At 65.0% G+C, this 13,456-nt stretch carries 12 protein-coding genes and 3 tRNA genes; 6 read left to right on the top strand and 9 right to left on the bottom strand.

Annotated features, from left to right (window positions below; genetic code table 11):
* Positions 1-40 precede the first annotated feature (40 nt).
* The 5 genes from clpB (at position 41) to V0R62_RS19935 (ending at position 3,952) form a co-directional block, all read left to right on the top strand.
* Positions 41-2,605 carry an ATP-dependent chaperone ClpB gene (gene clpB / locus V0R62_RS19955; RefSeq protein ID WP_186735358.1) on the top strand — a complete coding sequence of 855 codons (2,565 nt, stop codon included), beginning with the start codon at positions 41-43 and terminating at the stop codon, positions 2,603-2,605.
* Positions 2,606-3,064: 459 nt separating this feature from the next.
* Positions 3,065-3,140: transfer RNA gene (locus V0R62_RS19950), tRNA-Asn, on the top strand.
* A 4-nt stretch (positions 3,141-3,144) separates the two neighbouring features.
* Positions 3,145-3,221 (top strand) — tRNA-Pro (locus V0R62_RS19945).
* Between the two features lie 6 nt (positions 3,222-3,227).
* A tRNA-Lys gene (locus tag V0R62_RS19940) sits at positions 3,228-3,303 on the top strand.
* Between the two features lie 112 nt (positions 3,304-3,415).
* Positions 3,416-3,952: a dihydrofolate reductase family protein gene (locus tag V0R62_RS19935; protein WP_330104929.1), complete on the top strand. Its 537-nt coding sequence runs from the start codon at positions 3,416-3,418 to the stop codon at positions 3,950-3,952.
* A gap of 123 nt (positions 3,953-4,075) precedes the next feature.
* Here V0R62_RS19935 and V0R62_RS19930 read toward each other — a convergent pair whose 3' ends face one another.
* From V0R62_RS19930 to V0R62_RS19915, 4 genes are all read right to left on the bottom strand, one after another.
* A complete protein-coding gene (locus tag V0R62_RS19930) occupies positions 4,076-5,371 on the bottom strand; it encodes an NAD(P)/FAD-dependent oxidoreductase (RefSeq protein WP_330104928.1) in 1,296 nt (431 codons plus the stop codon).
* 84 nt (positions 5,372-5,455) lie between these two features.
* The gene (locus tag V0R62_RS19925; RefSeq protein ID WP_050703672.1) at positions 5,456-5,629 is read right to left on the bottom strand and encodes a DUF3094 family protein; all 174 of its coding nucleotides are present in this window, start codon (positions 5,627-5,629) and stop codon (positions 5,456-5,458) included.
* Positions 5,630-5,761: 132 nt separating this feature from the next.
* Positions 5,762-6,391 (bottom strand): DUF1780 domain-containing protein, encoded by a 630-nt coding sequence (locus V0R62_RS19920; RefSeq protein WP_011535708.1) that lies wholly within the window; start codon positions 6,389-6,391, stop codon positions 5,762-5,764.
* 55 nt (positions 6,392-6,446) lie between these two features.
* On the bottom strand, positions 6,447-6,878 hold the full coding sequence (locus V0R62_RS19915; protein ID WP_330104927.1) for a hypothetical protein: 432 nt from the start codon (positions 6,876-6,878) through the stop codon (positions 6,447-6,449).
* A gap of 86 nt (positions 6,879-6,964) precedes the next feature.
* Here V0R62_RS19915 and V0R62_RS19910 point away from each other — a divergent pair, with 86 nt between their 5' ends.
* Positions 6,965-7,672, top strand: a complete 708-nt coding sequence (locus V0R62_RS19910) for an energy-coupling factor ABC transporter permease (protein ID WP_330104926.1) — start codon at positions 6,965-6,967, stop codon at positions 7,670-7,672.
* A gap of 62 nt (positions 7,673-7,734) precedes the next feature.
* Here the strand turns inward: V0R62_RS19910 and V0R62_RS19905 are convergent, their stop codons facing one another.
* From V0R62_RS19905 to V0R62_RS19885, 5 genes are all read right to left on the bottom strand, one after another.
* Positions 7,735-8,913 (bottom strand): acetyl-CoA C-acetyltransferase, encoded by a 1,179-nt coding sequence (locus tag V0R62_RS19905; RefSeq protein ID WP_330104925.1) that lies wholly within the window; start codon positions 8,911-8,913, stop codon positions 7,735-7,737.
* Between the two features lie 308 nt (positions 8,914-9,221).
* Positions 9,222-10,346 carry an agmatine deiminase family protein gene (locus V0R62_RS19900; protein WP_330104924.1) on the bottom strand — a complete coding sequence of 375 codons (1,125 nt, stop codon included), beginning with the start codon at positions 10,344-10,346 and terminating at the stop codon, positions 9,222-9,224.
* Between the two features lie 4 nt (positions 10,347-10,350).
* On the bottom strand, positions 10,351-11,445 hold the full coding sequence (locus tag V0R62_RS19895; protein ID WP_330104923.1) for an extracellular solute-binding protein: 1,095 nt from the start codon (positions 11,443-11,445) through the stop codon (positions 10,351-10,353).
* 3 nt (positions 11,446-11,448) lie between these two features.
* Complete coding sequence (gene aguB / locus V0R62_RS19890; RefSeq protein WP_330104922.1) at positions 11,449-12,345, bottom strand: N-carbamoylputrescine amidase; 897 nt, start codon at positions 12,343-12,345, stop codon at positions 11,449-11,451.
* A complete protein-coding gene (locus tag V0R62_RS19885) occupies positions 12,342-13,391 on the bottom strand; it encodes an agmatine deiminase family protein (RefSeq protein ID WP_330104921.1) in 1,050 nt (349 codons plus the stop codon). Before V0R62_RS19885 ends, aguB begins: the two co-directional genes overlap by 4 nt.
* Positions 13,392-13,456 lie beyond the last annotated feature (65 nt).

Raw genomic sequence — 13,456 nt, 5'->3', positions numbered from 1 at the left:
GTCCATCGCTCCGCCTGCCCTTTAAAGGAAGGTATCCCCCATGCGAATAGACCGACTGACCAGCAAGCTGCAACTCGCGTTATCCGACTCCCAATCCCTGGCCGTGGGCATGGACCACCCGGCCATCGAGCCTCTGCACCTGCTGCAGGCGCTGATCGACCAGCAGGGCGGCTCGATCAAGCCGCTGCTGATGCAGGTCGGCTTCGACATCAACAGCCTGCGCAAGGCGTTGACCAAGGAGCTCGACCAGCTGCCGAAAATCCAGAATCCGACCGGTGACGTGAACATGTCCCAGGACCTGGCGCGCCTGCTCAACCAGGCCGATCGCCTGGCCCAGCAGAAGGGCGACCAGTTCATCTCCAGCGAACTGGTGCTGCTCGCCGCCATGGACGAGAACAGCAAGGTCGGCAAGCTGCTGCTCGGCCAGGGCGTGAGCAAGAAGGCCCTGGAGAACGCCATCAACAACCTGCGCGGCGGCGCGGCGGTGAACGACGCCAACGCCGAGGAATCGCGCCAGGCCCTGGACAAGTACACCGTCGACCTGACCAAGCGCGCCGAGGAAGGCAAGCTGGACCCGGTGATCGGCCGTGACGACGAGATCCGTCGCACCATCCAGGTGCTGCAACGCCGGACCAAGAACAACCCGGTGCTGATCGGCGAGCCCGGCGTGGGCAAGACCGCCATCGCCGAGGGCCTGGCCCAGCGCATCATCAACGGCGAGGTGCCCGACGGCCTGAAAGGCAAGCGCCTGCTGGCCCTGGACATGGGCGCGCTGATCGCTGGCGCCAAGTACCGCGGCGAGTTCGAAGAGCGCCTCAAAGGCCTGCTCAACGAACTGAGCAAGCAGGAAGGCCAGATCATCCTGTTCATCGACGAACTGCACACCATGGTCGGCGCCGGCAAGGGCGAGGGCGCGATGGACGCCGGCAACATGCTCAAGCCGGCCCTGGCTCGCGGCGAGCTGCATTGCGTCGGCGCCACCACGCTCAACGAATACCGCCAGTTCATCGAGAAGGACGCCGCCCTCGAGCGTCGTTTCCAGAAGGTGCTGGTCGAGGAGCCGAGCGAGGAAGACACCATCGCCATCCTGCGCGGCCTGAAAGAGCGCTATGAAGTGCACCACAAGGTGGCCATCACCGACGGCGCCATTATTGCCGCGGCCAAGCTCAGCCACCGCTACATCACCGACCGCCAGCTGCCGGACAAGGCCATCGACCTGATCGACGAAGCCGCCAGCCGCATCCGCATGGAGATCGACTCCAAGCCGGAAGTGCTCGACCGCCTTGACCGTCGCCTGATCCAGTTGAAGGTGGAGTCCCAGGCACTCAAGAAGGAAGAGGACGAAGCGGCGAAGAAACGCCTGGAGAAATTGACCGAGGAAATCGACCGCCTGGAGCGCGAGTACGCCGACCTCGAAGAGATCTGGGCCTCGGAAAAAGCCGAGGTACAGGGCTCGGCGCAGATCCAGCAGAAGATCGAGCAGGCCCGCCAGGAACTGGAAGCCGCTCGCCGCAAGGGCGACCTCAGCCGCATGGCCGAGCTGCAGTACGGGGTGATCCCGGACCTGGAGCGCAGCCTGCAGATGGTCGACCAGCACGGCAAGACCGACAACCAGCTGTTGCGCAACAAGGTCACCGAGGAAGAAATCGCCGAAGTGGTGTCCAAGTGGACCGGCATCCCGGTGGCCAAGATGCTCGAAGGCGAGCGCGAGAAGCTGCTGAAAATGGAAAGCCTGCTGCATGAACGGGTGATCGGCCAGGACGAGGCGGTGACCGCCGTGGCCAACGCCGTGCGCCGTTCCCGCGCCGGGCTGTCCGACCCGAACCGCCCCAGTGGCTCGTTCCTGTTCCTCGGCCCTACCGGCGTGGGCAAGACCGAACTGTGCAAGGCGCTGGCCGAGTTCCTGTTCGACACCGAAGAGGCCATGGTGCGCATCGACATGTCCGAGTTCATGGAGAAACACTCCGTGGCTCGGCTGATTGGCGCCCCGCCAGGCTATGTGGGCTATGAAGAGGGCGGCTACCTGACTGAAGCCGTGCGTCGCAAGCCGTACTCGGTGGTGCTGCTCGACGAGGTGGAGAAGGCCCACCCGGATGTGTTCAACGTGCTGCTGCAGGTGCTGGAAGACGGTCGCCTGACCGACAGCCATGGCCGCACCGTGGACTTCCGCAACACGGTGATCGTGATGACCTCCAACCTGGGCTCGGCGCAGATCCAGGAATTGGCCGGAGATCGCGAGGCACAGCGTGCGGCGGTGATGGACGCGGTGGGTTCGCACTTCCGTCCCGAGTTCATCAACCGCATCGACGAAGTGGTGGTGTTCGAGCCGCTGGGCCGCGAGCAGATCGCTGGCATCACCGAGATTCAGCTGGGGCGTCTGCGTGGCCGCCTGGCCGAGCGCGAGTTGAGCCTGAGCCTGAGCCCGGAGGCATTGGACAAGCTGATCGCCGTGGGTTACGACCCGGTGTATGGCGCACGGCCGCTCAAGCGTGCGATCCAGCGCTGGATCGAGAACCCGCTGGCGCAGCTGATCCTGTCCGGCGAGTTCCTGCCGGGGGCGGCGATCACGGCGAAGGTGCAGGGCGAGGAAATCGTCTTCGCCTGATCACGGCAGTCATTGAAGAGCCCCGCGAAAGCGGGGCTTTTTTATGTGGGTTGTCCCGACGCCATCGCGGGTCAAGCCCGCTCCCATGCTGATCGGTGTCGCCAGGTACCCTATGCGTGGGAGCGGGCTTGCCCCGCGATAAGGCCAGTGCAGGCGCCGCAAACCCCTGATTTTTCGGCTTCCTACCTAACTTGCTGAAAATTTTGAAAAAAGTGCTTGCACAAAAATCAGAGTGCCCCTAATATTCGCCCCGCTGTCAGGCACTGAGCGAATCACCAGCAACATCGGAGATCGCAAAACAACTTACAAATCAGTAAGTTGAACGAAAAAAAGTGGTTGACAAGCAAAACGAAGAATGTAGAATAGCCGGCCTCAGCAGCGACAACGCGAAAGCGAAGCAGCTAAAGAGTTCGAAGCTAACACAGACTTCGAAGCAGTAAAGATGTACCGAAGTTCAGTTCCGCGATAGCTCAGTCGGTAGAGCAAATGACTGTTAATCATTGGGTCCCTGGTTCGAGTCCAGGTCGCGGAGCCAATCTCGGGGTGTAGCGCAGTCCGGTAGCGCGCCTGCTTTGGGAGCAGGATGTCAGGAGTTCGAATCCCCTCACCCCGACCATTTTCCGGGTCGTTAGCTCAGTTGGTAGAGCAGTTGGCTTTTAACCAATTGGTCGTAGGTTCGAATCCTACACGACCCACCATGTAAAAAGGGCATCTCGACTGAGATGCCCTTTTTCTTTTGTCCGCGTTTTTTGGGTGTGGCATATCCCCGCCCTTGCTACCCTGTGGCCTTTGCCCGCAGGAGCGCCGCGCATGTCCCTTAAAGCCCGTGTTTTCATTGCCACCAGCCTGGACGGCTACATCGCCCGTGAAGACGGCGGCCTCGATTGGCTGATGGGCGCGACCCAGTCCACCGACGACCATGGCTATGCTGGTTTCATGGCGGGCGTCGATACGCTGGTGATGGGGCGCGGGACCTTCGACAAGGTCATGACCTTTGGCGAGTGGCCGTATCCCGATACGCGTGTTGTGGTGGTCAGCAGCACCCTCGAGGCCTTGCCCAAGGGCGTATCGGGGCAGGTCGAACTGCACCCTGGGCCGATCCCAGCGCTGCTGGAGCACCTGCAGGCCACGGGCGCAAAAAGCCTGTACCTGGATGGCGGCAAGCTGATTCAGGGGTTCCTGCGCGAGGGGCTGGTGGACGAGATGACCATCACCCGCATTCCCGTGCTGTTGGGGCAAGGGATTCCGTTGTTCGGCGGGTTGGCGAAAGATGTGCTGTTGCAGCACATGAAGACGACCAGTTACGAGAGTGGGTTTGTGCAGAGCACGTACCGCGTGGTCCGTTGAATCGCTGGGGCCGCTTTGCGGCCCCAGCGGCACAAGGCCGCTCCTACAGGCGATCGCGTCCCCCCTGTAGGAGCGGCCTTGTGCCGCGATAGGGCTGCGCAGCAGCCCCAGGATCTCAAGGTCTCAGTGCAGCTTCAGACGCGGCTCGGTCCCCCGCCCAATCTTGCTACCCAGCATCAGCATCGCCGTGCGGAAGAACCCATACAGCGCCATCTGGTGCATCCGGTACAGCGACACATAGAACATCCGCGCCAGCCAGCCCTCCAGCTTCACGCTGCCCATCAGGTTACCCATCAGGTTGCCCACCGCCGAGAAGCGCGACAGCGACACCAGCGAGCCGTAGTCCTTGTACTCGTAGGTCGGCAGCGCCTTGTTTTCCAGGCGCGCCTTCAGGCTCTTGGCCAGCAGCGAAGCCTGCTGGTGCGCGGCCTGGGCCCGTGGCGGCACGTTGCGGTCGCTGCCTGGCTGTGGGCAGGCGGCGCAGTCGCCGAAGGCGAAGATATTGTCGTCGCGGGTGGTCTGCAGGGTCGGGCGCACCACCAGCTGGTTGATGCGGTTGGTCTCCAGGCCGTCGATGTCCTTGAGGAAGCCCGGCGCGCGAATGCCCGCTGCCCACACCTTCAGGCTGGCCTGGATCACCTCGCCGGCCGCTGTCTTCAGGCCATCCTCGGTCACTTCGCTGACCGCGGCGTTGGTCATCACCGTCACGCCGAGTTTTTCCAGGGTCTTGTGCACCGGCACGCTGATGCGCTCCGGCAGCGCCGGTAATACACGCGGTCCGGCTTCGATGATAGTGATGTGCATGTCCTTCGGCTGGATCTTGTCCAGGCCGTAGGCCGCCAGTTCATGGGCGGCGTTGTGCAGCTCGGCCGCCAGCTCAACGCCGGTGGCGCCGGCACCGACGATGGCCACGCTGATCTTCTCGCTGGCCACGTCACCGGCGTGGGCACGCAGGTAGTGGTTCAGCAGTTGCTGGTGGAAGCGCTCGGCCTGCTTGCGGCTGTCGAGGAACAGGCAGTGCTGCGCCGCGCCCAGGGTGCCGAAGTCGTTGGTGTTGCTGCCCACGGCGATCACCAGGCTGTCGTAGCCGATGGTGCGCGCAGGCAACAGCTCACGGCCCTCGTCGTCGAGGGTCGCGGCCAGCTGGATCAGCTTGCTTTCGCGGTCCAGGCCGCTCATGCGGCCCATCTGGAAGTTGAAATGGTTCCACTTGGCCTGGGCCACGTAGTTCAGTTCGTCTTCCGAGGAGTTCAGCGAGCCGGCCGCCACTTCGTGCAGCAGGGGCTTCCAGATGTGCGTCAGGTTGGCGTCGACCAGGGTGATCTCGGCCTGTTTGCGCTTGCCCAGGCTTTTACCCAGGCGGGTCGCCAGTTCCAGGCCGCCGGCGCCGCCGCCGACAATCACGATGCGATGAGTCATTGGGATTTCTCACAAGTTTTACGGAATTCGTGGACACAAGGTCCGGCCGCATCCGGCACGAGGGGCGGGCGAGCGCAAGGCAGCTCATAGCACCAGTCCACTCAGCAGGCGGCTCAACAGGCCCAGACCGATGGTCACGGCCACCACCAGCAACAGGAGCAGCAGTGGCCGGAAGGGCCTGCGCTCGACTTGATGCTGGGGGGCGCTCAGATACTCATCGACGCGACGCTGATCTTCGGGATTCAGGCGGCTGGTCATGGTGGGCCTCGTCAGATAGACGTTTGTGACTGCGTGTACGCCACAGCGTTCACGCAAACGCATGGGTCGAATGATAATGCTTTCTATCCCTGGCGCCGAGTGTACGTGATCGCAAACACACCCGGCACTGGATCAAAGACTGATACCTACGTCGAATACGATGCTGCGCCCCAGGTTGCCGCGCAAGAAATCCGGCGCGTCCGGGTGGGCAAACAGCACCCGGGCGAACGTTGGCCCCACCAGCGACAGCGAGCGCCAGCCCTGGCGCAGGTACTCGGTGGGCGGCGGGAAATGGCTGTTGAGGTCGAGCACCTCGCGCTTGAGGCTGGCGAAGGCGATGATGTCCAGCTCGCCCAGGTCCAGCCCACGTTCGCGGTAGTTGTGCGATTTCTTTCTCAGCGTTGGCGCCAGGCGCGCCAGCAGTTCCTGGGCGCTGATCCGCCGTGGGCGCTGTTCTCGGCGGACCAGTTGGCTCAGGGAAAACGCGCTGCGTCGGCGTTGCAGCTCCTCGCGCCACTCGTCATTGAGCCGGCGGCCTTCGTCGAGCACGAAGAACACCTCGAATGCCGCGTCGCGGAACAGCACGTCTGGCGGCTCCTGCCCGGCCGGGGTGAAGTCCTCGCTGCGGTAGGGAATGTTCAGCCCTTGCAGCAGGCGCTGGCAGACCCAACGCTCGCGCTCCCATTTGCGGGCATTGGACAGGAACGCATTGGCTTGTTCGGCCTGGATGGTAAGCAGGCGCAGGTAGTCTGAGTCATCCATGGGGACAAGCTTAGTCGCTAATTGATGACGGTAAGATGCTGTTTGTGCGTGGGAATCAGCCCAGCACCAGCCATTGCTGGACGACCCCGAACAGGTGCAGCAGCCCGCCACCCAGGCAGATGGCCGAGCTGACCGCGATGAAACGTCGGCTGCGCCCGGTGCCGGCCAGCAGCAGCGGGCCCAGCAGGCCTCGGGCCAGGTACACCAGGGTGATCAGGCAGATGATCGGCAACAGCATCGGCAGTGGCGCGATCACCCCGGCTGCCGATAGCGCGTAGGCGGCCCAGATCAGCAGTATCAACGCAATCGCCGTGGTGATCAGGGCAGGGTAGGCGCGTCCTTGTTCGGCAGCCCGAGCCATGCGTTCGCCTGCGCCGAATAGACGATACCAGCGTGGTCCCACGGCGATGACCATCAGGTGCAGCACGCCCGCGACGCCACTGAACACCGCGCCCAGCAGCAAGGGCAGGTTGAAGCCTTCGGTCATGGCGGATGCGTCCTGCGGCGAAAGGAGGCACCAGCCTATAGCAACCGGACGAAAGGGAGAATGGGTGTAGACTCAGGCTTGTCCACATGGCCGACAGGGATAGTGTTCAGGTGATCAGCGCACAGGTCTTGTCCAGCACCAGCCTCACCCTTGGCTGGCTCGGCTACGTGCCCCTGCTGATCTGGGCCGCCAGCCGCACCCGCTGGGTGGAGCTGTTCACCGATACCCGTCGCCAGCATTTACTGTTCGGCACGGTGTTCTGCCTGTTCGTGCTGTGGTTGGTGCGACGTGACTTCGATACTGGCGTGTCCTACCACTTCATCGGCATGACCGCCGTCACCCTGCTGCTGGACTGGCCGCTGGCGGTGCTCGGTGGTTTTCTCGCCCAGCTTGGGTTGTTGCTACTGGGCCGTCAGGACCTCGCCGCCATCGGCGTCAATGGCCTGCTGATCGTCGGCTTGCCGGTGCTGGTCACCGAGGTGTGCGCGATCCTGGTCGAGCGCGCCCAGCCGCGTAACCTGTTCGTGTATATCTTCTGTTGCGGGTTCTTCCCCGCCGCGCTGACCGTGCTGGTGTGCCTGACGGCCGGGCTGGGGTTGTTGTGGGTGGACGAGCGTTTCGCCATGCCCGAGTGGCTCAGCGATTTTGTCGGCTATCTGTGGCTGATGATGTTCCCCGAGGCGTTCATCAATGGCACGGTGATCAGCGCCTTGGTGGTGTTTTGCCCGGAGTGGCTGGAGACGTTCAACCGCAGCCGCTATCTGCAGGCGCCGTGGAAGGATGAAGAGAAGTGACGTGAAGGCAGCGGCTTCGCCGGTGGGCGCGGGGCAAGCCCGCGCGCACGCAAGCCCGTCGATTAGCGCTCGATCGCCAGCGCCACGCCCTGGCCGCCGCCGATGCACAGGGTTGCCAGCCCTTTCTTGGCATCACGCTTGATCATTTCGTGCAGCAGGGTCACCAGCACTCGGCAGCCCGAGGCGCCGATCGGGTGGCCCAGGGCGATGGCGCCGCCATTGACGTTGACCTTCGCCGCATCCCATTCCAGTTGCTTGCCCACCGCCAGCGCCTGGGCGGCAAAAGCTTCGTTGGCCTCGATCAGGTCCAGGTCGGCCAATTGCCATCCGGCCTTGTCCAGGCAGCGCTGGGTCGCCGACACCGGGCCGATCCCCATGATCGCCGGGTCCACGCCGGCGCTGGCGTAGGCGGCGATCTTCGCCAGCACCGGCAGGCCCAGGGCCTTGGCTTTGGCGGCGCTCATCAGCAGCACCGCGGCGGCGCCGTCGTTGAGGCTGGAGGCGTTGCCGGCGGTGACGCTGCCGTCCTTCTTGAAGGCGGCGCGCAGCTTGCCCAGGGAGTCGGCAGTGGTGCCGGGGCGTGGCTGCTCGTCGGTGTCGAACACCAGCGGCTCGCCTTTTTTCTGCGGGATATGGATCGGGGTGATCTCGTCCTTGAAGCGCCCGGCCTCGATGGCGGCCACGGCCTTGCGCTGCGACTCGGCGGCGAAGGCGTCCTGTTGTTCACGGGTGAGGGCGTACTTGTCCACCAGGTTCTCGGCGGTGATGCCCATGTGGTAGTCGTTGAAGGCATCCCACAGGCCATCGGTGATCATGCTGTCGATCAACTGGCCGTGGCCCATGCGCTGGCCGGTGCGCGCCGAAGGCATCACGTAAGGCGCCAGGCTCATGCTCTCCTGGCCACCGGCGATCACCACCTCGGCGTCACCGCAACGGATGGCCTGGGTGGCCAGGTGCAGGGCTTTGAGGCCCGAGCCGCAGACCTTGTTCAGGGTCAGCGCCGGGACCTCGAAGGGCAGGCCGGCCTTGACCGCGGCCTGGCGGGCGGGGTTCTGGCCGGCGCCGGCGGTGAGCACCTGGCCGAGGATCACTTCGTCGACCTGGGCCGGGTCCAGCTGGGTCTGGGCCAGCAGCTGGCGGATCACGGCGGCGCCCAGCTCCACGGCGGACACGTTGGCCAGGGCCCCCTGGAAACTGCCGATGGCAGTGCGGGTGGCGGCGACGATGACGACTTCGTTCATTGTTGTTCTCCGGGATGCGGGCGTGATCCTGACAGCATCCCCGCCTGGGGCTTATTTGAGAAGTTTGTTTTTCTTTGCCATTGATCTGAAATTCAAATGAATGATTGGCGCGCGGTGGTGCCTTCAATCGGGCAGGGCCAAGTGCTGTGATCGGCAGCGGGGCGGCGCAGGCCTGCCGAGGCCCTGTGAAAGTGGGGCCGCTTTGCGGCCCTTTCGCGGCGCAAGGCCGCTCCTACAGAGGGAACGCAATCCCCTGTAGGAGCGGCCTTGTGCCGCGAAAGGGATGCGCAGCATTCCCGGCATCGTGCCTACACCGCCGGGCACTGGTTGGTAACGCAGTGGATCCCGCCCCCTCCCGCGGCAATCGCATCGATATCCAGCTGCACCACCTTGCGCCCCGGATACAGTTTCACCAACAACGCCCGCGCCTTCTCGTCGGCACTGCGATCACCAAACTGCGGCGCTATCACCGCGCCATTGATGACGAAGTAGTTGATATACCCCGCCGCGAAGTCCGGATTGTCCTCGTTGAACTTGCTGCGCCGCGGCTTCAATGGCGGCGACATCGTGTGCACCTGCAGTCTGCGTCCATCGGCATCGGTGGCGTTGCGCAGGATTTCCAGGTGCTCGAGGGTCACCTCGTGGTCATAGGAATCCGGATCGTTGTCCAGGTTCGCCACCACAACGCCAGGCGCCGCGAAGCGCGCATAGAAGTCCACATGGGCATCGGTGATGTCCTTGCCCTTGATGCCCGGCAGCCAGATGATCTTGCGCAGCCCCAGGCGTTCCTTCAGTTCCTCTTCGACCTGGGCCTTGCTCCAGCCGGGGTTGCGGTTGCCGTTGATCCAGCTGCTCTCGGTCATGATCCCGGTGCCGTGGCCGTCCACCTCGATGCCGCCGCCTTCGCCCACCAGCTCGCTGCGCTGGTACTGGGCGCCGGCCAACTTGGCAACGCGGGCTGCGAGCTTGGCGTCGTAGCGGTGCTGCTGTTTGCCGCCCCAGCCGTTGAAGTTGAAGTCCACCGCGCCCAGCGTGCCGTCGTCGTCGATCACGAAGTTGGCGCCGATGTCACGCATCCAGATGTCGTCCAGCTCGGTTTCGACATAGGTGATGTTGTGGTTGCCGCATTCCTCCTCGGCGATGTCGCGCTCGCTGGCGCGGCAGAACACCGTCACCGGCTGGAACGCGGCGATGGCCCGGGCGATGCGCCCGAGCGCGGCCTGGACGTCTTCGGTGAAGTCTTCCCAGATGGCGTCCTGGGCGCCGAAGGCGATGTAGGCGCGTTGGTGCGGTTCACCCTCGTCGGGCATGAACCAGCGGCCCGACTCGGCGGCGCGGGCGCTGCCGCCGCCGAACGGCAGGCCGAAGCTGGCGGCGGCGCCGAGGCCGGCGACGACGCTCATCTGTTGGAGGAAGGTGCGGCGAGTAGGCATGGGGTCAGTCCTGTGCAGTCTTGAAGCGGGTCCAGACGCGCATGCGCGCACGCATGTCGGCCTGGGGGATGTCCTTGCCCGGGATCAACCGGGTGTAGGTGGCATCGCTGAGGTAGATGTCAGGGTTGTCGCGCAGACGCGCATCCACCAGGGGGCGGGCCTTGGCGCTGGCGGTGGGGTAGCCGGTGAAGTTGCTGATCGCGGCCATGTTCTCCGGGCGCATGACGAAGTTGATGAAACGATAGGCGTATTCCGGGTGCTTGGCGTCGGCGGGGATGGCCATGGTGTCCATCCACACCGTGGTGCCTTCGCGAGGCACGCGGTACTGGAAGTCGATGGCCTTGCCCGCGGCCTCGGCGGTACGCTGGGCCTGGATCACGTCGCCGCTGTAGCCCAGCGACAGGCAGGTGTTGCCATTGACCAGCTCGGTGACCGGTTGCGACTGCAGCTTGCGCACGTAGGGGCGGATGCCCTTGAGCAGCTCGCTGGCGGCGGCCAGGTCTTCGCGCTTGGCGCTGCGCGGCTCGCGGCCCAGATAATGGAGCACCACGGCCAGCACTTCGTCGGGCGAGTCGATCATCGAGATGCCGCAGTCGGCGAACTTGGCCGCCAGCTCCGGCTTGAACAGCAGGTCGAGGCTGTTCAGCGGGGCGTCGGGCATGCGCTCGCGGATCTTCTTCGCATCCATGGTCAGGCCGATGGTGCCCCAGGTGTAGGGCACGGTGGCCTGGCTGGCCTTGGGGTAGCGGTCATGCAACTGGCGCAGGCCGGGCTCGATATCGTCGAGCGCGGTCAGTTGCTTGCGATCCAGGGCCTGCAGGCTGCCTGCGCGCATCAGCCGTTCGGCCACGGTGTCGCCGGGGAATACCAGGTCGTAGCCGCTGCGCCCGGACATCAGCTTGGCCTCGAGCACTTCGCTGCCGTCCATGACGTCGTAGATCACCGGGATGCCGGTCTCGGCGGTAAAGCGCTTGAGGGTGTCTTCGGCAAAATAGTCGGCCCAGTTGTACAGGCGCAGGGCTTCCTGCTCGGCCTGGGCGACGCCGGCGCAGGCCACCAGGGCGGCGATGGCCAGCAGTTTCGATGGACGGCTTGGCATGGTTCAGGCCCTCGCGGTCTGTGGAGTGCGGCCGTCCAGGCTGAGCAACGGCGCGTACATGCTGGGGCGACGGTCGCGGTAGATGCCCCAGGTCAGGCGGTCTTCGCGCATGCGCGCAAGGTCCAGGTCGTGCAGCCAGACGCCGCTGCTGTCGCGGTCGGCCTCTTGCAGCATCGCGCCCTTGTGGTCGCAGATGAACGACGAGCCGTAGAAGCGCATCGACAGGCTATCGTCGCTGCGCGCCACTTCATGGCCGACGCGGTTGGCGGCCACCACCGGCAGCAGGTTGGCGGCGGCGTGGCCGCGCATGGCCATCTGCCAATGGTCACGCGAGTCCAGCTCGACGGCGCCCGGCTCCGAGCCGATGGCGGTGGGGAACAGCAGCACCTCGGCGCCCATCAGCGCCAGGCAGCGGGCGGTCTCGGGGAACCACTGGTCCCAGCAGATGCCGATGCCCAGGCGGCCGAAGGCGGTGTCCCAGACCTTGAAGCCAGTGTCGCCGGGGCTGAAGTATTCCTTTTCCTGGTAGCCGATGGCGTTGGGGATGTGGGTCTTGCGGTACACCCCCAGCAGGCGACCGTCGGTGTCGGCCACGGTCAGCGAGTTGAAGAAGGCATTGCCGGCGCGCTCGTACCAGCTCAGCGGCAGCACCACGCCCAGTTCCTTGGCCAAGGCGGCGAAGCGCTTGAGCAGCGGGCTGTCGTGGTAGTCCTGGGCCAGGGCCTGGTGGCTGTGGCACTGCTCGATGCAGAAGTACGGGGTGGCGAACAGCTCCTGCAGCAGGATCACCTGGGCGCCCTGGGCGGCAGCCTGGCGCACCAGTTGCTCGGCGCGGTCGAGGTTGGCGGCCAGGTCCCAGCTGCAGGCCATCTGCGTGGTGGCGATGCGCAGGGTGCTCATGGGCGCGCTCCCTGCCAGGCCGGCTGCTGCTGGGTAATGCAGTGGATGCCGCCGCCGCCGTGGGCGATGTGGTCGATGCGCACCGGCACGACTTCGCGGCCGGGGAAGGCCAGGGCCAGCTGCCGGGCGGCGGCCTGGTCGGCGTCGATGCCGTAGGCGGGCATGATCACCGCGCCGTTGGCCAGGTAGAAGTTGGTGTAGGAGGCACAGAACACCTCGGCTTCGGTATCCACGGCCGCCGTGGCTTCGTACAGGTCGAGCAGTTCAAACGAGCGACCCTGGGCGTCGGTGGCCAGCTCCAGGGCGCGGCGGTTCTCGCGGGCCACTTCGGCGTACACCGAACCTTGGTCGTGGGTGGCGTCCACCAGCAGCACGCCGGGGCGGGCGAAGGCGCACACGCCATCGACATGGCCGTCGGTCATGTCGCCAGTGACGTACTGCGGGTCGCCCGGCAGCCAGATGGTCTTGCGGATGCCCAGCAGGCGGGCGAAGCAGTCCTCGAAGTCGGCCTTGCTCAGGCCCGGGTTGCGGTTGGGGTTGAGCAGCACCGATTCGGTGGTGATCAGCGTGCCTTCGCCGTCGACATGGATGGCGCCGCCTTCGTTGCACAGCGAGGTGCTCAGGCCTTCGAGGCCGAGGTGGTCGAGGATGCGCCGGGCCAGGCTGCGGTCCTTGCCGTGCTCGGACTTGTCGCCCCAGGCGTTGAAGCGCCAGCTCAGGCCGGCCACGCCCTGCTGCGGGTGGATGAGGAAGGTCGGACCGCTGTCGCGGCACCAGCTGTCGTCCACGGCCAGTTCGACCAGTTCGATGCCGGGGCCGCACAGTTCGCGGGCAATGGCCATGGCCGAAGGGTCGACCACCATCTTCACCGGCTCGAAGCGGGCGATGGCGGCGGCCACACGGGCATAGTCGCGCTGCACGTCGGCGAGGGTCACGCCCCAGCCCGACTCCCACAGCGGCTTGTTGTGTGGCCAGATCATCCAGGTGGCGGCGTGGCGGGCCCATTCGGCAGGCATGCGCCAGCCGCTGTCGCGGGACAGGGTCATAGTGAACTCCGATCTATTAGGGATTTTTATCAACGAAGCCCGCCGTCGCGGGTGTTGCTGCCCAT

It is taken from the genome of Pseudomonas carassii, from assembly GCF_036324045.1.
Lineage (GTDB): Bacteria > Pseudomonadota > Gammaproteobacteria > Pseudomonadales > Pseudomonadaceae > Aquipseudomonas > Aquipseudomonas peradeniyensis.
This window is presented reverse-complemented; position numbering and strand designations above follow the sequence as displayed.

Coding starts and splice junctions, on each gene's coding strand:
- clpB (WP_186735358.1), top strand. CDS start 41: ATGCGAATAGACCGACTGACCAGCAAGCTGCAACTCGCGTTATCCGAC.
- V0R62_RS19900 (WP_330104924.1), bottom strand. CDS start 10,346: ATGCCTACTCGCCGCACCTTCCTCCAACAGATGAGCGTCGTCGCCGGC.
- V0R62_RS19895 (WP_330104923.1), bottom strand. CDS start 11,445: ATGCCAAGCCGTCCATCGAAACTGCTGGCCATCGCCGCCCTGGTGGCC.
- V0R62_RS19930 (WP_330104928.1), bottom strand. CDS start 5,371: ATGACTCATCGCATCGTGATTGTCGGCGGCGGCGCCGGCGGCCTGGAA.
- V0R62_RS19935 (WP_330104929.1), top strand. CDS start 3,416: ATGTCCCTTAAAGCCCGTGTTTTCATTGCCACCAGCCTGGACGGCTAC.
- aguB (WP_330104922.1), bottom strand. CDS start 12,345: ATGAGCACCCTGCGCATCGCCACCACGCAGATGGCCTGCAGCTGGGAC.
- V0R62_RS19915 (WP_330104927.1), bottom strand. CDS start 6,878: ATGACCGAAGGCTTCAACCTGCCCTTGCTGCTGGGCGCGGTGTTCAGT.
- V0R62_RS19885 (WP_330104921.1), bottom strand. CDS start 13,391: ATGACCCTGTCCCGCGACAGCGGCTGGCGCATGCCTGCCGAATGGGCC.
- V0R62_RS19920 (WP_011535708.1), bottom strand. CDS start 6,391: ATGGATGACTCAGACTACCTGCGCCTGCTTACCATCCAGGCCGAACAA.
- V0R62_RS19925 (WP_050703672.1), bottom strand. CDS start 5,629: ATGACCAGCCGCCTGAATCCCGAAGATCAGCGTCGCGTCGATGAGTAT.
- V0R62_RS19905 (WP_330104925.1), bottom strand. CDS start 8,913: ATGAACGAAGTCGTCATCGTCGCCGCCACCCGCACTGCCATCGGCAGT.
- V0R62_RS19910 (WP_330104926.1), top strand. CDS start 6,965: ATGGCCGACAGGGATAGTGTTCAGGTGATCAGCGCACAGGTCTTGTCC.